Source organism: Rhodococcus sp. WAY2 (assembly GCF_009859915.1).
In the GTDB taxonomy this organism is placed as follows: domain Bacteria; phylum Actinomycetota; class Actinomycetes; order Mycobacteriales; family Mycobacteriaceae; genus Rhodococcus_F; species Rhodococcus_F oxybenzonivorans.
Genome location: NZ_CP046572.1, coordinates 6536264 through 6562300 on the forward strand (window position 1 = coordinate 6536264; position 26037 = coordinate 6562300).

The following is a 26037-nucleotide window of genomic DNA, read 5'->3' on the forward strand; positions in this document are numbered from 1 at the left end:
GCGAGGGCGGGTCACCGGTTCCGCTTCAGCTGATGGGGTCAGCTCACGCCCACCGATTCTCCGTCGATCATGACCATTGTGGGACGGGGTATTTCGGTGGTGCCGGTCGCGAGATCCCCGAGGCTGCCGTCGAGCGCCACCAGGTCCGCACGACGGCCCGCCGTCAAAGTGCCGACACGGGTCTCGTCGTGCACCAGGTACGCGCTGTCGATGGTCATAGCCCGGATCGCGCGATCCACTCCGATCCGCTGGTTTCCGCCGAGCACCGTGCCGCCTCTCGTCATCCTGGTGACCGCGGTCCTGATGGTCGCGAGCGGATCCATCGGGGTGATCGGGCAGTCCGAGTGCAGTCCGAATCGCAGCCCCAGTTCGTCGGCGCAGGCGAGGGGATCCATCTCGGCTGCGCGCTCGGCACCGAGGAACCGGTCGCGGTGCCGATCGCCCCAGTAGAAGACGTGGTTGACGAAGAAACTCACCCCGAGTTCGGCTTCCCGAATCGCGGCCAAATCGCTCGGTGCACTCACCTGGCAGTGTTCGATGCGGTGGCGTCCCGTCCTGCCGTCTGTGGCTTGCGCTCTCCTCAGCGAGGTGATCGCGGCACCGACCGCCGCGTCGCCGTTCGCGTGCACGGCGACCTGGCCACCCGCACGATGGACCCGCACAATCATCTCGTCGAGCTGCTCCTGCGGGTAGAGCAGGTCACCGTGATGGCTGGGGTCGCACGCGTACGGCGTGCGGAGTGCGGCGGACAGCCCCTGGATCGATCCGTCGGCCCAGAACTTCGCGCCGGCCAGCCGGAAGCGCGCGCCGGCCGCGGGTGCATGCTCGAACGTGACTCCCCGGTCGTCGAGGGCCTCGAGCGCCATATCGCCGCGTAGGAAGCCGACGACGTGCACCGGTAGCTCACCCGACGCGTCCAGCGAGCGGTAGGCGGTCAGCTCCTGCTCACCGGCCGAGAGACCCACGCCGAGATCGTGGATCGTGGTGATACCTCGCGACCGCGCCGACCGCAGGCTGCGAAGCAGGGCACCGTTCACCTCCTGCTCGGTCAACGCGGGAACCGCCGCGGTGAGCCTCGCCACCGCATCGATTTCCCACGCCATCCCGGTGAGTCGACCGTCGGCGCCGCGAGGGAACAGCGGGTCGTCCACCGACACCGTGGATTCGTCGATGCCTGCGGTCGCGAGCGCGGCGGTGTTGGCGACAGCGAAGTGACCGCAGATGTGCAGCACGATGACCGGCCGATCGGTGCTGACGGCGTCGAGATCCGTCCGGGTCGGATGCCGTCCCTCGGCGATCTGGGTGTCGTCGTAACCCCACCCCCTGATCCATCCGCTGCCGGTGGCCGCGGCACGCAAAGCCTGCTGGATGTCGGCAATCGACCGGCACGGTGGTGTCCGGCAGTCGGCCCAGTCGTCGGTGAGGCCGGCGTAGGTGGGGTGGATGTGCGATTCGATGAGTCCCGGGATCACCGTGGCACCGGGCAGGTCGATGCGGCGGGCCCCTATTCCTGCGTAATCGGCCATGTCCTTCCTGGTGCCGGTGGCGACCACGTCGGTGCCGTCGGTGACCAGCGCTTCGACCGTCGGCGACGACGGGTCCTGGGTGTGAATCGAATCGGCGGTGAGCAGTGTCCTGGACATCAGGCACCCACCTCGCTGCGTGCAGCCGGGGTTCCCACGGCGGCGTTCGGCATCCGGCCGTCGGCGCGAAGGCCGCGGATCGGATCGGTGGGTGGCCAGAACACCCGCGTCGACACCACGAAAAGGATGTTGAGGACCAGGGCGGCCGCACCGATGTTGACGCCGTGCTCGGCGAGCCATGCGGACACGGGGCCGTGCTTGTCGAGATACAGCCACAGCACCACGATGTCGCCGAGCACCACGCCCATGGCGAGTGCGGAAGGGCGCAATTTCCATCCGAAGACCATCGTCGCGAAGACCACAGCGGCCTGTGTGACACCGTAGTACGCGGTGTTGACCAGGGTCAGCAGGAGCTGAGGTGTCGCGAGGGTGAGCAGGAGCGAGATCGCGAGGTACGCCACGACCACTCCTCGCACCCAGATTCGCTGGCGAGATTCCGGGATCCCCGGAATGATGTTGCGGGACACGATCGCACCGATTCCGAGAGCAGCCCCGCACAGCACCACGATCGCGCAGAGGGCCGCGCCGCCGGCAACGACACCGGTCAGCCAGTCGGGCAGCAGCTGTCGCGACAACTGCAGGAGCACCTGGTCGGATTCCGTTCCCTCGAGCTTGGTCGGCAGCAGCGTGATCGCCCCGAAGGCGGCAGCGACGAGGAACGGATACATGAGCATGTACAGGGGATTGAACTTGGCGACCCGCTTGATCGTCGCCTCGGACTTCGCCGCGAGCACGGCCTGCACGATGATCGGGAAGATGAAGAACCCGACCGATTGGAACACGATCGTCGTCAGGACGAAGGTCAGTGACGACCCGGTGACCGTGGAGTGTGAGGCCGAGCCGCCACCACTGGCTGCCGCTGCGGCGAACAGCTTCTCGGTCCCGCCGGTCTCGATCACTGCCGCGAGTCCGATCAGGACGGCGCCGAGCAGCAGGGCGGTGTCCTTGACATAGGACACGAATGCGGGGGCGCGCACCCCGGACAGCATGAGGAACAACAGCGCGAGGGCTGCGCCCGCGAATACCGCGACGGTCGGGTCGATGGAGATACCCAGACCAGTCAGCGCGATCTGCAGTCCGGCAAGCTGAAGCTGGCCCCACGGAATGAGGAATACCACCGACGCGATGGCAATCGTCAATTCCAACCCGCGCGAACGGAAATGGCGTCCGGCGACATCGGGCAACGTCATGGCGCCGTATCTCTTGCCGGCACGCCAGAGGTAGGGCGCGAAGAAGTACCCGATCGGGTAGGCCAGCAGGATGTACCCGATGAACCAGACGCCGTAGCTCGCCCCGTGCGCGTACACGCCGCCGGGGAATCCGATCAGGGTCCCGATGCTGTAGGCCTCGCCCGCTCCCAGGATGAAGACCAGCAGCGGACCGAACGACCGGCCACCCACGAGGTAGTCGGAGATCTCCTTCTTGCTGCCGCGCCGCGACAGCACGCCTGCCCCGAGGGCGAGGAGGAGCACGAGGGTGAAGAAGGCCGCGGTCATGACTGTGCTCCGTTCCCAGCACCCGCAGCGGCCGATTCGGCACGCTCGGCAGCTTCGAAGTCCTTGCGGTCGAATAGCTTCCAGGAAAGATGGAGGCACAGCGACGTGAGCGGCATCCACAGGAACAACCACGCGAACAGGATGGGGACTCCGAAGACCGTGGCCGTGGATCCGGCCAGGGCGACGATGCCGCCGAGGACCCCGGCGAACGGGACACCTATCGCGAGTAAGGCGCTTTTTGCCTCGTTGGACATGATTGTTTTGTCTCCTATTCCGACTGCGTCCACCGGCGTCCCGGGTTGGGTCCGGTGCCGGTCGACGTGCACTCTGGCACTAGTGTGGTCTGAATCACTCCCTTCGAGCCATGGGCGAATCCCGGAAAACGCCGAGACGGTTCGTGAATTTCACGGGAGTGCGGAAAACGAGGGAGAGGGTGCCCGAGTCCGTGGGTGAAGACACGATTCAGCGGTTGTGCCGGCAGGTCTCGGAGGAGATCGAGTTGGTGACCGACCGGGCGGTGGGTCAGATCCGCGCCGAGTTGCAGTCGTACGCCGCCGTTCCGATCGACGAGCAGCGCGGATACATCAGCCGACAGCTCGTCGCGACGCTGCACGCACTCGCGGAGAGCCAACCCCTCGCCGACGACGTCCTCGAGCGTTCGCGGCAGCTCGGCCGACGCCGTGCAATGCAGGGATTGCCACTGTCCGACGTCATCGAGACGTACCACATCGCATCCCGCGAATTGTGGAACACGATGGTGGCCAGGGCCGCTGAGCCGACCACCGACCTGCTGCGCGCAGGCGGCATGATGTGGGATCTCGTCCACACCGCCACCAGTGCGGTCGCCGTCGGACACACCGACGCGACCCGAAGCGAACAGGCCATCCGCGCGGGGGTGCGATATCGGTTCTTCGAGGCCCTCGCGAGGTCGGTCGACGGTGACCGCCGTGATGTGCGAGAGCTGGCGGAGGCGCTGGGGTTCACACCACAGCACGAGTTCCAAGCGGTGTGCGTCGGCGCGGAGGAGTGGTCGGAAGCGCAGCTCGAACGGCTGCAACGCATCTTGGACACGATCCCGGGGACGACTCAATGCAGTGGGCACGGCGCCGTCATCATCGCCCTGAGCCAGCGCGCACCGGTTGATGACATCATCCGGGAGGTCCGGCTCGGCCACCCGGGCACCACGGTCGGAATCGGATTGGCCCGCGCCGGCCTGGCCGGCGCGGCGATGAGCATCACGGACGCGCGCCGGGTCCTGCATCTGGCCTCGCCTACCGGCGAGGTGGTCCGTTTCGCCGACGAGTGGGTTGCCGCCACCCTGGCCGACCATCGCGACGAACTCGCCACGCTGCTGGAGCCCGGTGTCACCGTCGCCGCGGACCATCCGCACCTCGTCGAGGCGGTCTTGGCGTTCGCCCGTAACGGGTTCTCCATCAGTGCGGCCGGGCGGGACATTCATCTGCATGCCAACTCGATCACCTACCGGCTGGATCGCTGGCAACAGCTGACCGGCTGGGATCCTCGGACTCTCGACGGCCTGCAGCGGTCGGTGTTGAGCCTGAGACTGTTCCAGCATGATTCGGGCAATTCGAATTCCTGGGAACTACGATCAGCGCAACGCCACCTGCACGAGGACGGCGGCGCCGAGGAAGCCGAGTAGCCACAGCACCCGTTGGCGGACCTGCTGGGCGGTGGTGCGGTCGAACAACCATTTTCCCGCGGCGGCGCCGAACATGCAGAGCGGCGTGAACAAGGCGATCTGCGCCAGGACGGGAACCGTGAGGAGACCACCGGCAGCCGAGCCGGCGGCGCCGAACGCGTCGATGACGAGGAAGAACACGACGAGCGAGGCACGCCCGGCGGCCACGTGGGAGGACGCGGAAAAGTACATCAGGACGGCGGGTGGACCACCGAGGGCGAAGCCGCCGTTGAGGAGGCCGGATGCCACTCCCGTCACGGTCGTCGCACCGGGGCCGGGCAGTGAGTGGCGGTCGGGGACGGCGGCCATCGCGACGGCGGAGCCGATGATCGCCACACCCAGGAGCACGCGCACCAGGTCACCGGACAGCTGTGTGAGCGCCCACATCCCGAGCGGCATGCCGATCAGGGTGCCGACGAACAACCAGCGCAACGACTTCCAGTGCACTTGCCGCCACACCTGGGGCAGCATCGCTGCACTCGCGACGACCTCGAGGACGAACACGGTGGGGATCACCGACGTCGGCGGGAGCAGGACGACGAGTCCCGCCACCCACACCATCGCACCACCGAAGCCACCGAAACCGCGGACGACGCCGCCGGCCACCACGATGCCGAGCGCAAGGAGGAGGGCGGGCAGCGACAGATCCCACACCGTTGCCGCCATACCCACACCGCTTCCGTTCGCCGTTGTCTCCGTCAGAAGTGTGGGGGTCGCGGCGGTGAAGCGACAGATCCAGACGGCGCCCGGTCGTCGGTACCAGAAGAGCACGGGACGTAGCCCCCGGCGTCGGCGCCGGGGGCTACGTGGTGGGAAAAGCGGACTACACGTAGTCCTTGTACTTGTCGAGCAGGCGAACCGGCTTCGACAGCGCGTCGCGGCGGAAGGGATCGCCGAGTTCGCGGGTGCACATGATCTCGATGACCGTCGTCTTGCCCTCGTTCATCTGTGCGGCGACCGCGCGCTGCAGTGCGGGGCCGACCTCTTCGAGCTTGTCGACGACGATGCCTTCGGCGCCCATCGCCTGTGCGATTCCGGCGAAGGACTCGCTCTCGAGTTCACCGGCGACGAAGCGGCGGTTGTAGAAGTCGACCTGGTTCTTCTTCTCCGCACCCCACTGCCGGTTGTGGAATACGACGGCGGTGACCGGGATGTCGTGCCGGACAGCCGTCATGACTTCGCCCAGGCTCATCCCCCAGGCGCCGTCGCCCGCGTATGCGATGGCGGGCCGTTCCGGTGCCGCCGCCTTCGCGCCGATGATGGTGGGCAACGCGTATCCGCAGTTACCGAAGCTCATCGGAGCCAGGAAGCTGCGCGGCTTCTCGAACCGGAGGTAGCTGTTGGCGACGGAGTTGATGTTGCCGATGTCGGTGGAGACCATCACGTCTTCCGGCATCGCCTTCTCCAGCTCACGCAGCACCTGGCGGGGGTGCAGCCAGTTGCCCTCCTCGCCTTCCTGTTCGGCGATCATGTCGAGGCTGAACGGATCGCGCTCATGCGTCCACTCGTCGAGTTCCTTCTCCCACGCGGCTTTCTCGGCGTCGATCTTCTCGCTGCGTGCCGCCCGATTGGCGTCGCACGCGAGGGCCTTGCCCTCGAGGCGTTCGGTGAGTGCGACGGCGGCAGCCTTCGCGTCGCCACAGATTCCGACCGACACCTTCTTCACCAGGCCGAGCATCTTGTGGTCCGCATCGATCTGGATGATCTTCGCGTTCTTGGGCCAGTAGTCCATGCCGTGCTGCGGCAGCGTGCCGAAGGGGCCGAGACGGGTGCCGAGGGCGAGCACCACGTCGGCCTGGCTGATCAGCTTCATCGCGGCCTTGGAACCCTGGTAGCCCAGCGGTCCGGTCCACAGCGGGTGGCTGGCGGGAAACGAGTCGTTGTGCAGGTAGCTGTTGACGACGGGGGCGCCGAGACGCTCGGCGAGGGCCTTGCACTCCTCGACGCCGTCGGCCATCACTACACCGCCACCGGACACGATCACCGGGAATTCGGCCTGGGCGAGCAGTTCTGCAGCCTCGTTCAGGCTCTTTTCGCCGCCGGGACCACGGTCGAGCCGGGTGGGCTGCGGGATCTCGGTCTCGATCTCGCCGTAGAAGAAGTCGCGCGGGATGTTGAGCTGCGTCGGACCCATCTCGGACATCGCGCGGTCGAAGCAGCGGCCGGTGAACTCGGCCATGCGCTTGGGGTTGTTGACGTGGCCCTGGTACTTGGTGAATTCCTGGAACATCGGCAGCTGGTTGGCTTCCTGGAAACCGCCCAGGCCCGTGCCCATGGTGCCGGCCTCGGGGGTGACGATGACGACGGGGCTGTGCGCCCAGAATGCGGCGGCGATCGCCGTGACACAGTTACTGATTCCCGGCCCGTTCTGGCCGATCACCATGCCGTGCCGCCCGCTGACCCGGGCATATCCATCCGCCATGTGTCCCGCGCCCTGCTCGTGCACCACCGGGACGAGCCGGATCCCGGCGGGCGCGAAAATGTCCATCGCATCCATGAAGGCCGAACCCATGATGCCGAACATGTCCGTCACACCGTTCGCGACCATGGTCTCGACGAACGCCTCCGACGGTGTCATCTTCTGTACACCGGAGACAGCGGTGCGATCGGCACCGTTCTTCTTCTTGCTCATGCGTGATCCTCCTTCAGGGGTGCGCCGGAAACGGCAGAGAATGTCAAAAACCGGAACATTTCGTTCGTGATTTTGTGATGTGTTGGAACTGTAGGCCACGTCACACACTTCGTCAATGAATGTTCCTAAAACTGGAACGGGATGTATGATTTTTCGATACACGACGTGAAGGCGTCGCCGTCTGGGCCTAGGAGGAACCGTGGGTGAGATTCACCGGATCGACGAGTCGAACGGACACCCGACAACGGAGCTACCCGGAGACACGCCGACGCTCCGCCTGTTCGCGCTGCTCGAGATGATCGCGTCCAAGGACCAGCTGTTCACGTTGCAGGGGCTCGTCGAGGAGACGGGCATGGCCAAGCCGACCTTGCACCGGATGCTCCAGCAGCTCGAGGGCGCCGGACTCCTCACCCGGCAGAACAACGGCAGGCATTACGGCACCGGCGTGCGCCTGCGTCGCTTCGCCGAGAATCTGCTGCTCAACGACACCCACCACGGTGCGCGACACGCCATCCTCCGAAACCTGGTCGCGGAACTCGGCGAGAGCTGCAACGTGACCACCCTGTCGGGTAGCGAAGTGGTGTATCTCGACCGAGTGGAAACCTCGGAGCCCCTTCGGTTTACACTCCATGCGGGTTCGCGGGTGCCCGCGCACTGCTCGGCCAGCGGCAAGATGATCCTGTCGCAGCTCAGCCCCGCCCAACGCCGGCGACTCCTCGGGCGGATGCCGCTCGAGCGCTACACCAACAAGACCGTCACCGACATCGAACTGATCGAGACCGAACTCAAGCAGGTCCGCCGCGACGGCTACGCCATCGACGACGAAGAGTTCCTCCCCGGACTCGTCTGCGCCGCGGTGCTCGTCCCCTGCGCCACAGGCAATTCCAATCTCTGCATCGCGGTCCAGGCCCCGGTCATGCGACTCACTCCCGACAAGGCGCTCAAGCTCCTTCCTGCGTTACGGCGGGCAGCCGACGCCATCGGCGAGATCGAGAACGAGGTCACGGAGACCGAAGTGACAGACCTGAACTGAAGGAGGGCGCATGCCCGAAATGACCACTGCGGCCCCCAGCCACGTGGTGTCCGCGCGCGAGCTGTTCGGACTCGACACCGACCTGCCGGTGCGTGCCTTCCGCGAACCCGTCGACCATGTCCCCGACATCGACCCCGCGTACCGGTTCGATCACGCGGTGACGACCGCCCTGCTCGCCGGATTCGACCGCAACCGCCGGGTGATGGTCCAGGGACTGCACGGCACCGGCAAGTCCACACACATCGAGCAGGTCGCGGCTCGGCTGAACTGGCCGTGCGTGCGGGTCAATCTCGACGGACATCTCAGCCGGCTGGACCTGATCGGCAAGGACGCGGTCGTCCTCCGAGAAGGCAAGCAGGTCACCGAATTCCAGGAAGGCATTCTGCCCTGGGCACTGCAGCGGCCCGTCGCGCTGATCCTCGACGAGTACGACGCCGGCCGTCCCGATGTCATGTTCGTCATTCAGCGCCTCCTCGAGCGCGACGGAAAACTGACCCTGCTCGATCAGAACCGCGTGCTGTCTCCGCATCCGGCCTTCCGGTTGTTCGCCACCGCCAACACCGTCGGCCTGGGCAATCTCAACGGGTTGTATCACGGGGTGCAGCGACTCAATCACGCGCAGATCGATCGCTGGAACATCGTCGCGACACTCGATCACCTGCCCGCGGAACAGGAAATCGAGATCGTGTCCGCACGAGTGCCGTCGCTGAGCCGTGAGCTCATCGGGTCGATGGTCGCCGTGGCCAATCTGACCCGGAGCGGATTTCGCGTCGGCGACCTGTCGACGCTGATGTCGCCGCGCACGGTGATCACCTGGGCCGAGAACATCGAGATCTTCCACGACCCGGCGCTCGCATTCCGGCTGTCGTTCGTCAACAAGTGCGACGAGGCCGAGCGGCCCGTCGTCGCCGAGTACTTCCAGCGGTGCTTCGACTCGGAACTGGAGCGGTCGTCGATGCTCGCGGCGAGCACGGCCTGAGCGGACAGTCATGACAGAACTGTCCGTGCGCCCCACCTCGGTCCGCCGTCAGCAGGAGGTTCACGAACTCTGTGCCGCCGCGATCCGCGCCCTCGCGGGCGAGGGCGAACTGCACTTCCGCGGACCGGAACTCCATCGTGGACATCGGCGCGTGCCGATGCCCGCCCCGCACCTGCACCCGTCGGTCGACGACGCCGACTTCACGTCATTCCGCGGCGCGGCGGATGGCATGGCGTCGCGCCTCCTCCACACCGATCCCGTACTGCACCGCAGCCTGTGCCCGGACGACACGGCGGGTCGGCTGGTCTTCGAGATTCTGGAACAGTTCCGCGTCGAGTCGCTGGCCGCCGACGCGTGGAGCGGCGTGCGCGCCAACCTCTTCCATCGCTTCACGCAGTGGTCGCAGGACTACGTGACGTCCGGTCTGACCGAGACGGTGCACGGAATGCTGCTGTTCACGGTGACACAGATGTGCCGGGCCCGGATCACCGCCGAACCGATACCCGAGGCCACCGAGGACCTGATCGAATCGACCCGGTTCGCTCTCGCCTCCATTCTCGGCGCCCACCTCCCATGGTTGCGTCGAACCCGGTTCTCGCAAAACGACTTCGGGATCCACGCGCAGGCCGTCGCCGAGCTGATCGGCCGCCACCTGGAGTCACCCACCGACACGGACGTCTCGGCCGACGACCGGAGTGACGGCCGGACGGCGTTCTCCCTCCTGTTCGACTTCGACCCCGAAGACGACGAGACCTTCCAGGCCGCGGTGTCGGGACGCAGTCGTGCGCTGGGGGAGGGCGAAGACGGATACCGCGTGTTCACCCGCGCCTACGACGAGACCCGGCAGATCGCGTCCCTCGTCCGGCCGGAGTTGCTCCAGGAGTACCGCCGGCGACTCGACCTCGTCATCGACCTGCAGCACCTCAACGTCCGGAAACTCGGACGGCAACTGAAAGCCGTGCTCGCGGAACCGGTCCCCGACGGATGGGACGGCGGCCGGGAAGAGGGATACCTCGACGGTCGGCGGCTCGCCCAGCTCGTCACCTCGCCCACCGAGCGCAGACTCTTCCGGGCCGAACGCACCGAGCCGCACACCGACACGACGGTGACCTTCCTCATCGACTGCTCCGGTTCGATGAAGGAGTTCGGCGAACCGGTCGCGGTCTTGGTCGACGTATTCGCCCGGGCACTCGAACTGGCCGACGCCCGCTGCGAGATCCTGGGGTTCACGACCGCCGCATGGAACGGGGGCCGAGCTCGCCGAGACTGGCTCCGGTCCGGCCGTCCGCGAAACCCGGGACGGCTCAACGAGGTGCGGCAGCTGGTGTTCAAGGACGCCGAAACCTCCTGGCGCCGAGCCCGACCCGAAATCGCGGGACTGTTGAAGAACGATTTGTTCAAAGAGGGCGTCGACGGTGAGGCCGTCGACTGGGCGTGCTCCCGGTTGCGGGGCACCCAGGGCCGGAGGCTACTGTTCGTAATCTCGGACGGAAGCCCCCTGGACGGCGCCACCGCGCTGGCCAACGACGAGTTCTACCTGGACCACCACCTGCAGGACGTGGTCGAGCGACACGAGGACGAGCGGGCCGTCGAGGTGTACGGACTGGGCGTCGGGCTGGACCTGAGCCCGTACTACGACCGCTGCCGAACGCTCGATCTGTCGTGCGGTACCAACAGCGACGTCATCGCCGACGTGCTGTCGATCATCGCCCACTGACAGCCATCACCTGCCGGTGGCTCAACAGAGAGGAGTCACACCCATGACCGAACCCGGAGTCTCTCTGGTCACTCTGGACATCGCCGGGACGAGCGTCGACGAAGGCGGCGCCGTGTACGTCGCGCTACGCGACACCGTCGAGAAGCACCTCGGCAAACCGATTCCGGACGATCGGTTCGACCGGTGGAAGGGCACCGGCAAGCGGCAGGCCATCGAGGGCCTGCTGCGGGAGAGCGGCACGTCGTCCGAGAAGAAGGTACTGGACGCCGTCGAATCCGATTTCACCGCAATGCTTCTGGCGGCGTACCGCAAGACTCCGCCCACCGCACTGCCCGGGGTTCACGACGCCTTCGATACGTTGCGGCAGCGCGGCATCAAGGTCGTTCTCCAGACCGGCTATTCACGCCAGATCGCGGAACCACTACTGGAGCAGGTCGGGTGGGAGATCGGCCGGGACATCGACGGTGTGATCACGAGCGATCAGGTGCGGATGAGCAGGCCGTCGCCGTATCTCATCTTCCACGCCATGGAACTCGCCGGAGTGCAGAGCGTCGACGAGGTGCTGGTGGGTGGGGACACTCCGAACGATCTCCGGGCCGGGACGAACGCCGGGGCACGATACGTCGTGGGTGTCCTGACCGGCGCGCACGACGCGGCGACGCTGAGGCTCGAGCCCCACACGCACATCCTGGACAGCGCTGCGGACATCCCCGGACTGCTGGGCTGAACGACGACTGTGGGTTCGGTACCTCACCAGCCACGTTCGGCGAGGCGGTGCGGAACCGGGATGTCGTCGACGTTGATCCCGACCATCGCCTCACCCAGCCCACGAGAGACCTTCGCGAGCACGTCCGGGTCGTCGAAGAAGGTGGTGGCCTTCACGATCGCCGCGGCCCGCTCCGCCGGATTACCCGACTTGAAGATCCCCGACCCGACGAACACACCCTCCGCGCCGAGCTGCATCATCATCGCCGCATCCGCCGGGGTCGCGATGCCACCGGCGGTGAACATGGTGACCGGCAACTTCCCGGCCTTCGCCACCTCGACCACCAGGTCGTACGGCGCCTGCAACTCCTTCGCCGCCACATACAGCTCGTCCTCGCTCAGCGACGTCAACCGGCGAATCTCCCCACCGATGGTCCGCATATGCGTGGTGGCATTCGACACATCGCCGGTACCGGCCTCACCCTTCGACCGAATCATCGCCGCACCCTCGGTGATCCGGCGCAACGCCTCACCCAGGTTGGTCGCACCGCAGACGAACGGAACGGTGAACTTCCACTTGTCGATGTGGTTCGCGTAGTCGGCCGGGGTCAGGACCTCGGACTCGTCGACATAGTCGACCCCGAGGGACTGCAGGATCTGCGCCTCGACGAAGTGCCCGATCCGGGCCTTGGCCATCACCGGGATCGAGACCGCGGAGATGATGCCGTCGATCATGTCCGGATCACTCATCCGCGACACCCCACCCTGCGCGCGGATGTCCGCGGGCACCCGCTCGAGCGCCATCACCGCGACCGCGCCGGCGTCCTCGGCGATCTTCGCCTGCTCGGGGGTGACGACGTCCATGATGACCCCACCCTTGAGCATCTCGGCCATGCCCCGCTTGACGCGCGCAGTGCCGGTGGTGGATGCGCTCATGACTCTCTCCTCTGATGACGGTCGGTGTGTGGATCCTGTTGTGCCGCGGCCAGCAGTTCGAGGTCCGAGCCGCCCAGCGTTTCGATCGCCTCGATGCGCTTCTCGGCCTCCGCGACCGACTCGTCCTGCGAACCGATAGGGGGAGCACCGGACAGCGCGTCGTCGTCGGTTCCGCCTTTGCCGAGCCACCGCCGCACTTCGTAGGTGACCAGGATGGCGAGGAGCGTCAGTCCGCTCATGAGGAACTGGGAGCGGGTTGTCGGCAGGAAAGCCATCGCGAGGATGACGGTGGCCATCAGGGCGATGGTCGCGTAACTCAGCCACGGGAACAACCACATCCGGAGTTGCAGTGCGGCAGGATCTTCGCGCTCGAGTCTGCGCCGGAGCACCACCTGGGAGATGGCGATCAGGAGGTACACGAAGAGCGCGACGGCGCCGTACGAGTTGACGAGGAAGCTGAAGACGATGTCACCCCACACATAGGTGCAGGCAACCGACACGTATCCGACGGTGGTGCCGAGCAGGATCGCCCGACGAGGCACACCGTTGTGGGAGAGCTTGGTGAAGAACTTCGGTGCGTCGCCGTTGCGGGTCAGCGCGAACAACATTCGCGATGTCGTGTACAGCGCGGAGTTCAGGCAGGAGAGCACCGCGGTGAGGACGATGAAGTTCATGATCGTGGCGACGCCGGGTATTCCGAGCACCTCGAGCACCGCGGCGTAAGGGCTCACACCGACGCTTTCGGTGTTCCACGGCTGGATCGCGACGACGACGAGAATGGAGCCGACGTAGAAGGTCACGATGCGCACCACGATCGACCGCATGGCATGGGCCACTGCCCGCTTCGGCTCCTCCGACTCCGCGGCCGCGATCGTCACGATCTCGGCACCGGTGTAGAAGGCGACGCAGGGGACGACCGCGGCGAGGACTGCGCCCCAGCCGAGCGGGGTGAATCCACCGTGGTCGACGAGGTTGCCGAGCCCCGGCGTCGAGTCCGGCCACAGCCCGGTGATCCACAGGGCACCCATTCCGAGGAAGAGGACGATCGCTACGACCTTGATCGACGAGAACCAGTATTCGAACTCACCGTAGGACCGGGCGGAGACCATGTTGGTGGCCGTGAGCAGCAGCATCAGTCCGAGGCTCAGCAGCCACAGCGGGATCATCGGCAGCCAGAGCTGCAAGATCCGGCCGCCGGCGACGGCCTCGACAGCAACAACGATGACGAAGAAGTACCAGTACATCCACCCCGTCGCGAACCCGGCGCGACGTCCGAGCGCCTGCCGGGCATAGACGTAGAACGACCCGACCACCGGCCTTGCTACCGCCATCTCCGCCAGCATCCGCATGATCAGCAACGTGATGACGCCTGCAATGAGGAAGGAGATGATCGCGGCCGGGCCCGCACCGCCGATGACGACACCGCTGCCGACGAAAAGGCCGGCGCCGATCACGCCACCGAGAGCGATCAGGTTCATGTGCCGGCGTTTGAGCCCCTTGCCCAAACCGGAGTTGTCGGTGTGTTCAGGAACGGTACTGTCCACGTTTCCTCCAAATAGCGGCGGCGAAGTCCGCGCCACCCTGCCTGTCCTGCCGGTGAGCGGCGCGGATCGAACACCCTGGTATGTGTGACTCACATCACCTTTGCGGGAGTCACCTCACATTACGACTCGGAGATGCAGACCGCCCAGAACCAGATCTGAGGGAAGGAGAGGGACCAGGCGCCCTGGTGTAGATCTCGCCGCCAGTAGCATTTTGAGACGTTGGCGATCGCGTAAGCGGATCCGTTAGCGGGCGCGCGACCGTTGTCGACCGACCTCGTTACATGTCACATTGCCACATGGCAAGCACACGAGAGCGGGTACGCGGGCACCGCCAGAGACCCGTGGTCATCGTCCAGGACGATCGGTTTGACGCAACCGCTTCGGTCACGGTGTGCCCGCTAACGACCAATCCGGTCGAGGCGCCATTTGCCCGGATCGCTGTGGAGCCGACCGACAGGACCGGGATCGAGAAGCCGAGTCAGATCATGGTCGACAAGGTCACGACGATGCCGCGGGTGAATATGCACGAACGCCTCGGCCAACTCGCCGCTGCCGATCTGGTTCGGCTGGACCGTGCTCTTTTCGTATTTCAAGGACTTGCCGATTGAGCCGACTCTCTCGACGGCGTGATGTCGCAAGCGGATCGTCTACCGGCGACAGGCTCGCTGTGGCGGTCGGTCTTCAAGTCAAACCGCCGCGCCGTAACAGGTATGCGAGGGCGTTGTAGCGATGCCGCCGGTCCGAGGCGTCGACCTTCCTGCGAGCCTCGGTCTGTACAAAATGCGAATACTTCGTACTTTTTCCTGCTCTGATGTACAGTTAGTACATGTCCGATGCCGCTGCTCTCAGCATTTCCGATGCACGCACTCATCTTGCAGCGATCATCGATCGCGCTCGCACCGAACACCAACCCGTCTACGTCGCTCGCCGCGGACGTCGGGTTGCAGCTGTCATCGATGCCGACGACCTCGATCGCCTTCTCGAGCTGGCAGAAGACATGGCCGACATTCGCGCTGCTGAGCAGGCCCGCGCCGAGATGCAGACGACCGGGGAGACGCCGATACCGTGGGATGAGGTCAAGGCTGACCTCGGCCTTGCATGATCTACGAGGTCTCACTGACCCCTGCCGCTGCGCGGCAGTTGCGCAAGTTCGATCCGCAGGTACGCCGACGAGTGCAAGCGGCCATCGAACTGCTTGCCACCGAGCCACGGCCGCCAGCAGCGACGCGCCTGGTCGGCGGCAAAGGGGAGTGGCGAGTCCGAACCGGTGACTACCGAATCGTCTACGAAATCGTGGACGAGCGGCTCTTGGTGCTCGTCTTGACAGTCGGGCATCGCCGTGAGATCTACCAGCGACACTGAACGACTACGATCGCACCGCGTAGGTAGCGGATCCGCTTCCGGCACGGTCCGATGACCGAGACCCAACAGCTGGGGCGCGGGGACGCAGGCCGGCTCCCAGTCGTCGTGCGGTTTCAGAGCGGCAGCGCATCGCCCGGTTCGGGGAGGCAACCTTCGAAGGTGCGGCGTGCGCATTCGGAGATCACCTCGGCAACACTGCCCCGGTGGGCAAGGGTCTGGCGTTGCCGGATAGCCCCGTTGCCCTGATCGAGCACCGACGCCAGCGACGTATTCACCTGCCAGTACTCACCGAGCTCCGCCAGAGCCGGCTTGACGTGTGCCAGAAGCTGGTACACCAGGCGGTGCGCGGGCATCCGGTGCGCGGTCACCGGATCGAGACCGTGCCCGGCGAGCCCGTCGCGGGCCGCCAACCAGCACGCCCCGCGCAACACCTGCTGATCGATCGCCGGCGCCGATTCGCCGCGGTGAATCGCCCTGACCGCGGTCATGACCAACGCGTGCACCAGGGTGGTCAGGGTCATCGTCTCCTTGATGGTGGCGGGGACGTCACTGATCCGGATCTCCACAGTGGGGAGATGATTCGACACCCGCACATCCCAATAGACCATTCCGGTGTCGAGGATGGCGCCGGTCTCGAGCATCACCTGCACCGCGTCGTCGTAGTGCTGCGCGGACTGGAAGTACGGTGGCGGTCCCGCACTGGGCCACCGGCCGAACAGGACGTACCGCCAGCTCGCATAACCGGTGTCGAGGCCGCCGGCGATGGGGGAATTGGCGGTCAGCGCCAGCAGCGCCGGCAACCAGGGCCGCAGATGGTTGCTCACCTGCACCGCTTGCTCGCGGTCCTCGATGCCGACGTGCACGTGACAGCCACACATCACGCCCGTGGAGAGGGCGCCGAATCGCTCGGCCATCTGCTGATACCGCGGTGTGTCGGTAATCGAATTCGAATTCGGTGGCGGGTCGTACATCGGCGTTCCGACTGCCAGCAGCTGGCATCCGGTGCGGGCAGCGGCGTCGGCGGTCACCGCGCGCGATTCACACAACTGATCGCGCAGATCGCGGATGTGGGTGCCGACCGACGTCGACGTTTCGATCTGGCAGCGACAGAACTCGCGCTGAAGGACGATGCCCAGCTCGTTCCCGGCCTCGCAGACCTCGGTGTTGTACAGACTGGGTCGTCCCGTGTTCGGGTCGACGAGGACGAACTCCTCCTCCACCCCCAGAGTCGGACCCGCCGGGAGAAACGAGCTACTCGACGGCACGGTGGTGGTTGCCATTTTCGTACCTCCAACCCACGAATACCACCAACTTTACGAGCATCCAGGCTGTTCCTGCGCGGGCCCGCTCAGTGCGCAGCGATCAGCCTCAGCACGCGGAATTTCCGGGGAATGCCGGTACACCGAATCGGCATCCGACCTCGGTGACGGCGTGCAGGCGCTCGACCGGCTGCCGGACTTCCAACGCAGGCAGAAGGCCGTCGTGCAGGAGTGCCTTCTTCGTCTCAGGTGCCGTGGCCCGGGCATTCAGAGTTCCGCGGATTCGTGCGAAGTCGACGAGTTCGTCGTAGACCATCGACAGCGCCGCCTCTGTGGTCTGGTCCTCGGGCGCGAGCCCGGTGAAATCCACACCGGTCTCGTACTCGTGACGGACTGCGTGCGGACCCTGGTCACACGTGGGTTTGTTCAGATCGATCCGGAACTCCGGCCGATCCGGCGATGGTGGAATGATCGTCCCGGCGTCAGTGCAGACATGATGCGAAATGCGGTCACCGAGTGCGTGCAGGTAGATGCCGATCCTCGCGTTCGAAGATTCGCTGCCGATCCAGGAATCGAATTGCGACGATCGGACTTCCCCCGAAATGACCTGCTGGCCAGTCACATTGGTGAATGGAATTGCGACCGGGGTCTCGAGGCTGTACACACCGTTGATCTGCACAGGCCGATCGTCTCCGTAACACTCTGTGCCAGTGGCATAGTCGCCGTCCGCGGACTGATTGGTGAAGCCTGCCGTGCACAGGGGAGTGCTACTACCCGGGCCTGCCATCGCCCAGCGCCGCACGTGCGTGAGCATGACCTCGTGTCGCGGATCACCGATATCGGGTCGCAAGCCCCGGGCTCGGGATCGCGCGGGCCACGCATCGTCGGCAGAAAGTGGAAGAGAAACCCACCGGTGGCAAAGTGGGTGCGCACGAGGCCGCCGATGTCCTTGGTGGTCCACGCGTCCGCGTCGGGGACGAGTCGGCCGTTGATGTCGCGCGGCGCGAAGGTGCCGAGGTCGGTCGCTTCGTCGTATGCCGCGATCCAATAGGCATCTCGCTCTGAGAAGCCGACGGTGCGGGCGATGATGTACGTGGAGTCGGCGTGCACGAGGCTGCGTCCGCCGAGCGGTTGACGCAGGGTGTACCCGTAACGCGCGAATGCCTCGAGGCCGCAGATCGGGCCGTTGGGGTCGTCGAGCGGACAGCTGGGTGGAAGAGGCGCACAGTTGTGTGGTGGCGCACCGTCCGGGCTGTAGCAGATGTCTTCGGCGAAGCCATACGCCGACGGTGGGGAGACGATGAACACGGCAGCGACCAGCGTCAATGCCACGGTGGCCAATCTCCGAATGGAACCAGTCATCGACAAGCACCTCTCCGGTCGCCCTGTGCGTCCACGTTAACACCGGAGCAGTGACCAGAACTCGAATATCCGCGGAGTCATGTATGCGGCGGTCTCTGCGAGACGGTACGTATTCGACTGTGGCGAACGGTTTTACGACTTCGGCTATCCAAAGGCGTTCAGGGTGACGATTACTAACCCTCAGGTGACTGTTCACACCCGGCCATCTGCCGGACGCTGAGAACGTCAGAACGGAACCCTCAGAGGAAGAAGTCCCCTCGATCGAAAGGAACTCACCCCTGTGTCGCACAACCTCGGCACCACTGCACCCGCCGCGCACGATCACGAGTTGGCGCGAACCGCCGTGCCCACCGTCGAATCCGGCCCGAAGCGAGTCCGCCACCACTGGACCCTCACCCGGACAGGCCTCTACCTTCTGCTCGCCGCCCTACCGCTACTGGCGATCTCGGCGCAGGTGTTCGGTGTCGTGCCGATGAACACCACCGGCGCGCTGGTGATCATCCCACTCGCGGCCGCTCTCGCGGTGTTGTGCGTATTCGCTCCGCACCCGATCGACCGCATCGTCGGCCATGGCCTCGGCTGGGGGATGTTCGCGTGTCTGGTCTACGACATCTTCCGCCTCGACACCGTGTACTTGCTCGACCTGTGGGGCGACTTCATTCCGAAAATGGGTACCTGGCTCCACTCGGGATCCGACACCCGGACCGGCGCGATCGTCGGTTACCTCTGGCGTTACATCGGTGACGGAGGCGGAATCGGAATCGGTTTCTTCCTCATCGCCCTCGCCTTGGGCCTTCAGCACTTGTCACGCCGCACCGTCGTCCTCACCTCCGTCGCCTTCGCGGTGTTCCCGGTGTGGGCCGGCCTCATCGCCACGGTCGCCCTGTCGCCGGACGGGCAGCAAGCCATGTTTCCGCTCACGCCGACGACGCTCGCACTCTCGTTGATCGGGCACCTGATCTTCGGGCTCGTACTCGGCCTCGGCTTCCTGCGGGCTCGGCGCAGCGTCGGCCGGCACTGGCCCTGGTCGCCGCTCCTCCCGGCGGCGCGGAGGGCGGGTAGCCGTACTCATCCCTTTCATGGCCGACCTGCCTCGCGCTTCCGGTCCGCGGTTCGGTTGCCGGCCCGTGCCGGGCGCCCGCGCAGTGCGGCGCTGATGCAGGCCTGCGGTGAGTGCGGTGCGACTGCCCGTGACACCGAAGGCTAGGACTTTCGATGCGCCTGCGCGTAGGTCACGCAGGCGCATCGAACGGTCCCCGCCCTCTCGCGTACCTCCCGATTCCTCGTTACCTGGATCTGGACCCCAGAGGCGTGCCCGAACTGGCACTGTGCTCCCCTCCACACCCTCCATACAGTGTTGTGAATCACACCAACAGTTCAGTTCGCGGTAGATCGTCTCCCGTATCTCCCGCCGGCACTGTTCTCCGTTCCGAACCGCCGACGGTCCGCCCCCGGATCGTGATGGCGACCTGACGATCCCGGTCAGCGCACAGTGGAGGAAGACGTGACCTCAACACCACCCCCGGTCCAAGCTCAGGACTCCGGCCTCGGAAAAGGCCTGAAGAAACGGCACATGAACCTCATCGCCCTCGGTGGCGTGATCGGTGCCGGATTGTTCGTCGGCAGCGGCGTCGTCATCGAGAACGCCGGCCCGGCAGCGATCGTGTCGTTCCTGATCGCGGGGGTCATCACCCTCCTGATCATGCGGATGCTCGCGGAAATGGCGGTGGCTCGGCCCGTCGTCGGATCGTTCTACGTCTACGCCCGGGAAGCGCTCGGTAATCGCGCCGGCTTCTCCGTCGGGTGGATGTACTGGTACTTCTTCGTCATCGTCGTCGCCGTCGAGGCCATTGCGGGCGGGCGCATACTGCAGCTGTATCTGCCGTCCGCGCCGCTGTGGATCCTCAGTCTCGGCCTCCTCGTCATTCTGACCTGTACCAATCTTGTCTCTGCGCGTTCATTCGGCGAGTTCGAGTACTGGTTCTCCTCGATCAAGGTGATCGCGATCGTCCTCTTCCTGGGGTTCGGCGCACTCTGGATCACCGGACTGTGGCCCGACTCGACTCCCGGAGTCGCGAACCTCGTCAGCAACGGCGGGTTCGCCCCGCTCGGGTGGGGCGCGGTGCTCGCGGCGGTCGTCCCCTGTGTCGCCTTCTTCACCGGCGCCGAGATCGTGACCATCGCGGCGGCCGAATCAGCGGAGCCGAAGAAGGCGGTTGCCCGGGCGATGCGCTCGATCGTGGTCCGGATCATCACGTTCTACGTCGGCTCCATCTTCGTCGTCGTCGCGGTCGTGCCGTGGAGCACCGAGGCCGTCGGAGTCAGCCCCTATGCAGCAGCCCTCTCGGCCCTGCACATTCCCGGGGTCGCCACGATCATGAACATCGTCATCCTCACCGCAGTGCTGTCCTGCCTGAACTCGGCGCTCTACACCTCCTCCCGAATGCTGTTCGCCCTCACTCGGAACGGCGACGCCCCCCGGATGTTCACGCACCTGTCCCGCGGCGGGGTTCCACGGCGCGCGATCCTGGCCGGCACAGTGATCGGGTATGCATCCGTGGTCGCGGCCTTCGTCTCCCCGGACCTGGTGTTCTCGTTCCTGGTGAACTCCTACGGCGCCGTCGCGCTCTTCGTCTACCTCATGATCGCCCTCTCCCAGGTCGCCCTGCGGAAGAAGCTCGAAGCGCAGGACCCCTCGGCCCTCAGCCTGAAGATGTGGCTGTTCCCGTGGCTGAGCTACGCGACCATCGGTTTGATGGGTGCCGTGATTGCCGCGATGGCGGTTCTGCCCACCACCCGTTCGCAGTTCTGGCTCAGTGTGGTGACCCTGGTCTTCATCCTGATCGGTTACGAATTCCGCCGCCGCAGCCGGGCCGGCGCGGAACCGCAGGGCACCGTCCCTGCGGCCGAAGAAGCATCGGCGACCAAACCCGAAGCGGAGCAACTCGTCGGAGTTTCAGCGCGCGAGCAACTCTGACGAACCCCCATCGAACTCGAGGACAGGGACCGGACCGGGTCCCTGTCCTCGTTTCTGTGTCCGGCCCCCGACATCGACTTTTCGGCACGATACGGCGAAAATCGGGCACACTGGCAGAACACCTCGGCGGAGGAGGACACCGTGTTCCACCGCGGAGACAACGCCGTCACCGAAGAGCACTCGCTGGACGAGTCACTGCTCGTCGAGCCCGAATCCCGACGGCAGCCCTGGCGCGAATTTCTTGCCTCCACGCCGGGCCGGCTCTCCGTGCTGGGCATCGCACTGGTGACTGCAGCACTCGCGACCGGGGCCATCGCGTCGGCCGCGATCGGTGCCCGTCAACAGCGGATCGACGTGCTACGGACGCATACCGAACCGCTCGCGTACGCCGCGGAAGCTCTGTACAGCTCTCTGTCGATCGCCGATGCCGCAGCCACGACCTCCTTCATCTCCGGCGGAATCGAACCCCGCGAGGTACGCAACCGGTACAACCAGGCGATCGGCGATGCATCGAACGCCCTGGTGACTGCGTCGAACGGAGTGTCTTCGACGGACGCCGGGGCGCTGCGCCTGCTGTCGGAGGTGTCGAGACACATGTCCGTGTACACCACGCTCGTCGCGACCGCCCGCGCCAACAACCGGTCGGGCAATCCGGTGGGCGTCGCCTATCTGGGTGACGCGTCGGCCCTGATGCAGGACACCATCCTGCCTGCAGCCGAGCGTCTGTACATCGAACAGTCGCGGTCCGTCGCCGACACGCAGGCTCACGGTGCCCGGCTGCCGCGCGCCGCATTCGTCGTCACCGCGGGACTGCTGATCGCACTTGTCCTCGCCCAGATCTACCTGGCGCGCAAGAGTAAGCGTCGCGTCAACCCTGGTCTCGTCGTTGCCTCACTTCTCACCGCAACCCTCCTAGTGTGGCTGACCGCAGCCGCACTGGTTTCCACATCGGCGATCGACCGGGCGAGAAGTGAAGGGGCACAACCACTCGCCACCATCACCCAATCACGGATTCTCGCCCAGCAGGCACGGGCGGACGAGACACTGGCATTGTTGCAGCGCGGCTCCGACGAGCAGTCCGAGATCGATTACGAGGCGCACTCCTCCGCGCTGGCCGACACCCTCGGACGGTTGCAGAGCGACGCGCGACCCGAGGTTGCCGACGCGCTTGCCGCGCTGGACGGGTGGCGGACCGCTCACGAGATGTTGCAGCAAAGGCTCGCGGCCGGCGACTACTCGGGTGCGAGCGCCCTCGCCATCGGTTCGGGCGAGCTCGCGTCGACCGCTCGGTTCGCCGCCCTGGACGAATCTCTCCGGACCGGCATCGAGCGATTTCGCACCGAGGAACTGGACGGAATGGCCGCAGCGTATCGGTCGTTGTCGCTGCTCGCGGTGGGTAGCATGGTGATCGGCGTCCTCTGCGGGTTTGCCGTCGGTGGGGGGATCTGGCCCAGACTGAACGAGTACCACTGATGATTCCGGTGGATCGACCGAGACGGACGAGACGGCGCGCCTTCCGCCCGCACCTCCTGGTGTTCGCGTGCGCCACCGTCCTCTTCGCCGGCTGCGCCACCCCGCAACCGCTCTCACCGATCCCCGGCGGCGACTACGCCGAGTTTCCGTTGTCCGACGGGGCGCAGATTCTGCCGCCGTCGGGCGTTGCGCCGGCGGAGCCGCCCACACCGGACACGTGCGGTGCGCTCGCCAGCCTGCGGCCCGGCCCGGCTGTCCCACCAGGAACTCGACCCCCTGGTTCTGCGGTGGCCGACATTCTGGCCCGTGGACGCCTGATCGTGGGCCTCGACCAGAACACCAACCTCTTCAGCTTCCGCGACCCGACCACCGGCACCCTGATGGGATTCGACGTCGACGTCGCGAAGGAGGTTGCCCGTGATCTGTTCGGCGATCCGTCCAAGGTCGAGTACCGGCTGCTCACCTTCGGTAGCCGCTTCGACGCGCTGGAGAACGACGAGGCGGATCTCGTCGTCAAGGGCACCACGATCACGTGTGAACGTGCCGAGCGCGTCGCCTTCTCGACGGTCTACTTCCAGGCCTACCAGCGACTGCTGGTACCGAAGGGTTCCGGCATCGAGGGTCCGGCGGACCTTGCGGGCAAGAGAGTGTGCACCGCCATCGAGACCACGTCGCTCGCCACCGTTCAGCGAGTGCAACCCGAGGCGACGATTGTCGCGGTTCCCGACTGGGACGACTGCCTCGTGGTCCTTCAGCAACGGCACGCCGACGCCGCCAGCACCGACGACTCAATTCTCGCCGGGCTGGCCGCCCAGGATCCGAATCTCGAGATCGTCGGCCCACCATTGGAATCGGAGCCGTACGGCATCGGCGTCAACAAGAGCCACGAGGATCTGGTGCGCTTCGTGAACGGCACCCTCGACAGGATGCGGGCCGACGGGACGTGGATGGCGCTCTACGACAGGTGGCTGACCGTACTCGGCCCGGTTCCGGGCCCGCCCGCACCGACCTATCGGGATTGAGGTGTCGGGCCGTGAGCGACGAAACTCAACGAACACCCCCGGTTGAGCTGCAATCCACCCGCGGTGTGCGGTTCGACCCGTTCGCCGACGATACCGACTCGGCGCCGACGACTGTGGACCGCCCTGGAACGCAAGAACTTTCGATGCTCCTCACCAACCCCGTGGTGGCGGAGAACAAACGGTTCTGCGACCGGTGCCGTCGCCCGGTCGGGCGTTCGACAAGCGGGAAACCCGGGCCCACGGAGGGCGTCTGCGAGCACTGCGGCACCGTGTTCACCTTCTCGCCGCAACTGGAGACAGGCGAGCTCGTCGCCGGGCAGTACGAGGTGCTGGGCTGCCTGGCGCACGGCGGAGTGGGCTGGATCTACCTCGCGCTGGACCACAACGTGAACGATCGCTGGGTGGTGCTCAAGGGACTGCTGCACTCGGGCGATCCCGAGGCGCAAGAGGTCGCGCTGGCCGAGCGGCGGTTCCTCGCAGAAGTCACGCATCCCAGCATCGTCAAAATCTTCAATTTCGTCGAACACCCAGGGCTGGACGGCAATCCCATCGGGTACATCGTCATGGAGTACATCCGGGGGCGAACACTCCGGGACGTACTGGCGGAGGTCGAGGCGGACACACGCGACGGTGCGCCGCGGCCGATGCTTCCGGTGGAACGGGCAATCGGCTACATCCTCCAGGTAACACCCGCAATGGCATATCTGCACTCCATGGGACTGGTGTACAACGACCTCAAACCCGAGAACATCATGATCGGCGACCACGATCAGCTCAAGCTCATCGACCTGGGCGCGGTCGCGCGTATCGGCGACCACGGCTACATCTACGGCACCCCGGGTTATCAGGCGCCGGAGATCGCCACTACCGGTCCGACGGTGGCTTCGGACATCTACACCGTCGGCCGCACGCTCGCCGCGCTCACCATCGATCTGCCGTCGGAGTCGGGGCGCTACGTCGACGGTCTCCCCACCCTGGAGCAGGCACCGCTACTGGCCGAGCACGAGTTCTACCATCGGCTGTTGCTCAGAGCCACAGATGCCGATCCGGACCGTCGGTTCGTCTCCGCCGAGGAGATGTCGACACAGTTGGAGGGCGTGCTCCGAGAGATCGTCGCGCAGAAGACCGGGCGTCCCAATCCGGGTCTCTCCCGACTGTTCAGCCCGCAGCGCACCACATTCGGCACGGACCTCGCCATCAGCCGCACCGATGTGTATGTGGACGGGCATCGCCGCAACGAACGCGTCGGTGCGATAGGAGTTGCTCGGGCGCTTCCCATCCCACTCGTCAACCCCGATGATCCGGCGGCACCCTACCTCACGGTGGTGCACAGCAGGCCGAAGGAACTCCTCGATTCGCTGAGCAGGGCGCGGGAAGCGGTGCGGGGCGGTGCGGAGCCCAGCATCGAGATTCCGCTCGCCGAAGCGCGAGCGCACCTCGACCTCGGACATCCCCGGGAGGCAGGGCAGATCCTGTCTTCTCTGCCGCTCGAGCGCGCAGACGCGTGGCGCATCGACTGGTACAGCGGGATATGTGCGCTTCTCGAGGGCGACTTCGAGGCGGCGCTGGGCCGTTTCGACGCCGTGTTGACCGCGCTGCCCGGCGAGGATGCTCCGAAGCTCGCGCTGGCGGCGACGGCGGAGATGCGCTGTGAGTACCGGGAAGGGGAGGACTGCGAGGTGTGGCGGCGAGAGGCCGAGAAGTTCTACCGCACAGTGTGGCGGACGGATCACGGCGTCATCAGCGCGGCGTTCGGCCTCGCCAGGCAACTCGATCACCGTGGTGACCGGGACGGCGCCGTCCGGGCACTCGACGAGGTTCCGCCCACCTCGCGACACTACGCAGAAGCGCGGTTGACGAGCGTGCTCATGCTGGTCCACGACCGCCCCGTCGCGGACGTGTGCGAACGGGACCTACAAGAAGCCGCCCAACGGGTCGAGCTCCTCGCCCACGACGAACGACGTGCACTGCAGACCCGCGTTCTCGTGCTCGGTGTGGCGGTGGACTGGTTGCGGTCGGGCGGAATACCTGGGACTGCAACGATTCTCGGTGTCCCGTTCACCGAACACGGTCTGCGGACCGGGGCCGAGTCGGCACTGCGGGCGCTCGCCCGTAAAGCGCCCGAGCGTCGGCATCGATACACCCTGGTGGATCTCGCCAATCTCATTCGCCCGACCACCTGGCTGTAGCGCAACCGA

Annotated in this window: 21 protein-coding genes and 1 pseudogene; 13 read left to right on the forward strand and 9 right to left on the reverse strand. The window is 65.9% G+C overall.

Annotated elements, in window-relative coordinates:
- Window positions 1-38 precede the first annotated feature (38 nt).
- The 3 genes from GFS60_RS29540 to GFS60_RS29550 are packed head-to-tail and all read right to left on the reverse strand — an operon-like array spanning window position 39 to window position 3393.
- Window positions 39-1643 (reverse strand): amidohydrolase, encoded by a 1605-nt coding sequence (locus GFS60_RS29540; RefSeq protein WP_159926645.1) that lies wholly within the window; start codon window positions 1641-1643, stop codon window positions 39-41.
- Window positions 1643-3139 carry a sodium:solute symporter family protein gene (locus GFS60_RS29545; RefSeq protein ID WP_159926646.1) on the reverse strand — a complete coding sequence of 499 codons (1497 nt, stop codon included), beginning with the start codon at window positions 3137-3139 and terminating at the stop codon, window positions 1643-1645. Before GFS60_RS29545 ends, GFS60_RS29540 begins: the two co-directional genes overlap by 1 nt.
- Entirely contained in the window at window positions 3136-3393 is a 258-nt protein-coding gene (locus GFS60_RS29550) for a DUF3311 domain-containing protein (RefSeq protein ID WP_159926647.1), read from the reverse strand. Before GFS60_RS29550 ends, GFS60_RS29545 begins: the two co-directional genes overlap by 4 nt.
- 179 nt (window positions 3394-3572) lie before the next feature.
- Here GFS60_RS29550 and GFS60_RS29555 point away from each other — a divergent pair, with 179 nt between their 5' ends.
- A complete protein-coding gene (locus tag GFS60_RS29555) occupies window positions 3573-4799 on the forward strand; it encodes a PucR family transcriptional regulator (protein WP_159926648.1) in 1227 nt (408 codons plus the stop codon).
- Here GFS60_RS29555 and GFS60_RS29560 read toward each other — a convergent pair.
- Together GFS60_RS29560 and xsc are read right to left on the reverse strand one after the other, a co-directional pair.
- Window positions 4749-5504 (reverse strand): sulfite exporter TauE/SafE family protein, encoded by a 756-nt coding sequence (locus tag GFS60_RS29560; protein ID WP_159926649.1) that lies wholly within the window; start codon window positions 5502-5504, stop codon window positions 4749-4751. The two genes, GFS60_RS29555 and GFS60_RS29560, sit on opposite strands and share 51 nt — an antisense overlap.
- A gap of 157 nt (window positions 5505-5661) precedes the next feature.
- Window positions 5662-7470: a sulfoacetaldehyde acetyltransferase gene (gene xsc, locus GFS60_RS29565; protein WP_109334701.1), complete on the reverse strand. Its 1809-nt coding sequence runs from the start codon at window positions 7468-7470 to the stop codon at window positions 5662-5664.
- A gap of 199 nt (window positions 7471-7669) precedes the next feature.
- Here xsc and GFS60_RS29570 point away from each other — a divergent pair, with 199 nt between their 5' ends.
- From GFS60_RS29570 to GFS60_RS29585, 4 genes are read left to right on the forward strand one after another with little or no spacing between them, the layout of a single operon-like run.
- A complete protein-coding gene (locus GFS60_RS29570) occupies window positions 7670-8503 on the forward strand; it encodes an IclR family transcriptional regulator (RefSeq protein WP_109334702.1) in 834 nt (277 codons plus the stop codon).
- Window positions 8504-8513: 10 nt separating this feature from the next.
- On the forward strand, window positions 8514-9482 hold the full coding sequence (locus GFS60_RS29575; RefSeq protein ID WP_159926651.1) for an AAA family ATPase: 969 nt from the start codon (window positions 8514-8516) through the stop codon (window positions 9480-9482).
- A gap of 10 nt (window positions 9483-9492) precedes the next feature.
- Window positions 9493-11199, forward strand: coding sequence for a cobaltochelatase CobT-related protein (locus GFS60_RS29580; protein WP_159926653.1), 1707 nt, complete (start codon window positions 9493-9495; stop codon window positions 11197-11199).
- A gap of 43 nt (window positions 11200-11242) precedes the next feature.
- Window positions 11243-11926: a phosphonatase-like hydrolase gene (locus GFS60_RS29585; protein WP_159926655.1), complete on the forward strand. Its 684-nt coding sequence runs from the start codon at window positions 11243-11245 to the stop codon at window positions 11924-11926.
- Between the two features lie 23 nt (window positions 11927-11949).
- On the opposite strand, the gene pdxS is transcribed toward GFS60_RS29585, so the two are convergent.
- Window positions 11950-12840, reverse strand: coding sequence for a pyridoxal 5'-phosphate synthase lyase subunit PdxS (gene pdxS, locus GFS60_RS29590; protein ID WP_159926657.1), 891 nt, complete (start codon window positions 12838-12840; stop codon window positions 11950-11952).
- On the reverse strand, window positions 12837-14384 hold the full coding sequence (locus GFS60_RS29595) for an amino acid permease (protein ID WP_159926659.1): 1548 nt from the start codon (window positions 14382-14384) through the stop codon (window positions 12837-12839). Before GFS60_RS29595 ends, pdxS begins: the two co-directional genes overlap by 4 nt.
- Before the next feature lie 296 nt (window positions 14385-14680).
- On the opposite strand from GFS60_RS29595, the gene GFS60_RS29600 reads away from it, so the two are divergent.
- The 3 genes from GFS60_RS29600 (at window position 14681) to GFS60_RS29610 (ending at window position 15746) form a co-directional block, all read left to right on the forward strand.
- A complete protein-coding gene (locus GFS60_RS29600) occupies window positions 14681-14992 on the forward strand; it encodes a type II toxin-antitoxin system PemK/MazF family toxin (protein ID WP_236603324.1) in 312 nt (103 codons plus the stop codon).
- Between the two features lie 218 nt (window positions 14993-15210).
- Complete coding sequence (locus GFS60_RS29605; protein ID WP_159926662.1) at window positions 15211-15486, forward strand: type II toxin-antitoxin system Phd/YefM family antitoxin; 276 nt, start codon at window positions 15211-15213, stop codon at window positions 15484-15486.
- Window positions 15483-15746, forward strand: a complete 264-nt coding sequence (locus tag GFS60_RS29610) for a type II toxin-antitoxin system RelE family toxin (protein WP_159926663.1) — start codon at window positions 15483-15485, stop codon at window positions 15744-15746. The genes GFS60_RS29605 and GFS60_RS29610 overlap by 4 nt, the downstream gene beginning before the upstream one ends.
- Before the next feature lie 113 nt (window positions 15747-15859).
- Here the strand turns inward: GFS60_RS29610 and GFS60_RS29615 are convergent, their stop codons facing one another.
- Both GFS60_RS29615 and GFS60_RS29620 read right to left on the reverse strand, forming a co-directional pair.
- Window positions 15860-17026 (reverse strand): glutamate--cysteine ligase 2, encoded by a 1167-nt coding sequence (locus GFS60_RS29615; protein ID WP_159926664.1) that lies wholly within the window; start codon window positions 17024-17026, stop codon window positions 15860-15862.
- An 88-nt stretch (window positions 17027-17114) separates the two neighbouring features.
- Window positions 17115-18367 (reverse strand): annotated as a pseudogene (locus GFS60_RS29620) (hypothetical protein).
- A gap of 280 nt (window positions 18368-18647) precedes the next feature.
- Between GFS60_RS29620 and GFS60_RS29625 the strand changes: the two are divergent.
- The 5 genes from GFS60_RS29625 to GFS60_RS29645 all read left to right on the forward strand — a co-directional run bounded on the left by GFS60_RS29625 (window position 18648) and on the right by GFS60_RS29645 (window position 26028).
- Window positions 18648-19574, forward strand: a complete 927-nt coding sequence (locus GFS60_RS29625; RefSeq protein WP_159926665.1) for a hypothetical protein — start codon at window positions 18648-18650, stop codon at window positions 19572-19574.
- A gap of 366 nt (window positions 19575-19940) precedes the next feature.
- Complete coding sequence (locus GFS60_RS29630; RefSeq protein ID WP_236603536.1) at window positions 19941-21344, forward strand: amino acid permease; 1404 nt, start codon at window positions 19941-19943, stop codon at window positions 21342-21344.
- Window positions 21345-21485: 141 nt separating this feature from the next.
- Entirely contained in the window at window positions 21486-22817 is a 1332-nt protein-coding gene (locus GFS60_RS29635; RefSeq protein WP_159926667.1) for a hypothetical protein, read from the forward strand.
- Window positions 22817-23839 (forward strand): glutamate ABC transporter substrate-binding protein, encoded by a 1023-nt coding sequence (locus GFS60_RS29640; RefSeq protein ID WP_159926668.1) that lies wholly within the window; start codon window positions 22817-22819, stop codon window positions 23837-23839. The genes GFS60_RS29635 and GFS60_RS29640 overlap by 1 nt, the downstream gene beginning before the upstream one ends.
- Before the next feature lie 11 nt (window positions 23840-23850).
- On the forward strand, window positions 23851-26028 hold the full coding sequence (locus GFS60_RS29645; RefSeq protein ID WP_159926669.1) for a serine/threonine-protein kinase: 2178 nt from the start codon (window positions 23851-23853) through the stop codon (window positions 26026-26028).
- The last annotated feature ends 9 nt before the right edge of the window (window positions 26029-26037 follow it).

Bases quoted from the DNA above. Each gene is read 5' to 3' on its own strand.
- GFS60_RS29540 (WP_159926645.1), bottom strand. From the start codon at position 1,643: ATGTCCAGGACACTGCTCACCGCCGATTCGATTCACACCCAGGACCCG.
- GFS60_RS29545 (WP_159926646.1), bottom strand. From the start codon at position 3,139: ATGACCGCGGCCTTCTTCACCCTCGTGCTCCTCCTCGCCCTCGGGGCA.
- GFS60_RS29550 (WP_159926647.1), bottom strand. From the start codon at position 3,393: ATGTCCAACGAGGCAAAAAGCGCCTTACTCGCGATAGGTGTCCCGTTC.
- GFS60_RS29560 (WP_159926649.1), bottom strand. From the start codon at position 5,504: ATGGCGGCAACGGTGTGGGATCTGTCGCTGCCCGCCCTCCTCCTTGCG.
- xsc (WP_109334701.1), bottom strand. From the start codon at position 7,470: ATGAGCAAGAAGAAGAACGGTGCCGATCGCACCGCTGTCTCCGGTGTA.
- GFS60_RS29575 (WP_159926651.1), top strand. From the start codon at position 8,514: ATGCCCGAAATGACCACTGCGGCCCCCAGCCACGTGGTGTCCGCGCGC.
- GFS60_RS29580 (WP_159926653.1), top strand. From the start codon at position 9,493: ATGACAGAACTGTCCGTGCGCCCCACCTCGGTCCGCCGTCAGCAGGAG.
- GFS60_RS29585 (WP_159926655.1), top strand. From the start codon at position 11,243: ATGACCGAACCCGGAGTCTCTCTGGTCACTCTGGACATCGCCGGGACG.
- pdxS (WP_159926657.1), bottom strand. From the start codon at position 12,840: ATGAGCGCATCCACCACCGGCACTGCGCGCGTCAAGCGGGGCATGGCC.
- GFS60_RS29600 (WP_236603324.1), top strand. From the start codon at position 14,681: ATGGCAAGCACACGAGAGCGGGTACGCGGGCACCGCCAGAGACCCGTG.
- GFS60_RS29605 (WP_159926662.1), top strand. From the start codon at position 15,211: ATGTCCGATGCCGCTGCTCTCAGCATTTCCGATGCACGCACTCATCTT.
- GFS60_RS29610 (WP_159926663.1), top strand. From the start codon at position 15,483: ATGATCTACGAGGTCTCACTGACCCCTGCCGCTGCGCGGCAGTTGCGC.
- GFS60_RS29615 (WP_159926664.1), bottom strand. From the start codon at position 17,026: ATGGCAACCACCACCGTGCCGTCGAGTAGCTCGTTTCTCCCGGCGGGT.
- GFS60_RS29630 (WP_236603536.1), top strand. From the start codon at position 19,941: ATGAACCTCATCGCCCTCGGTGGCGTGATCGGTGCCGGATTGTTCGTC.
- GFS60_RS29640 (WP_159926668.1), top strand. From the start codon at position 22,817: ATGATTCCGGTGGATCGACCGAGACGGACGAGACGGCGCGCCTTCCGC.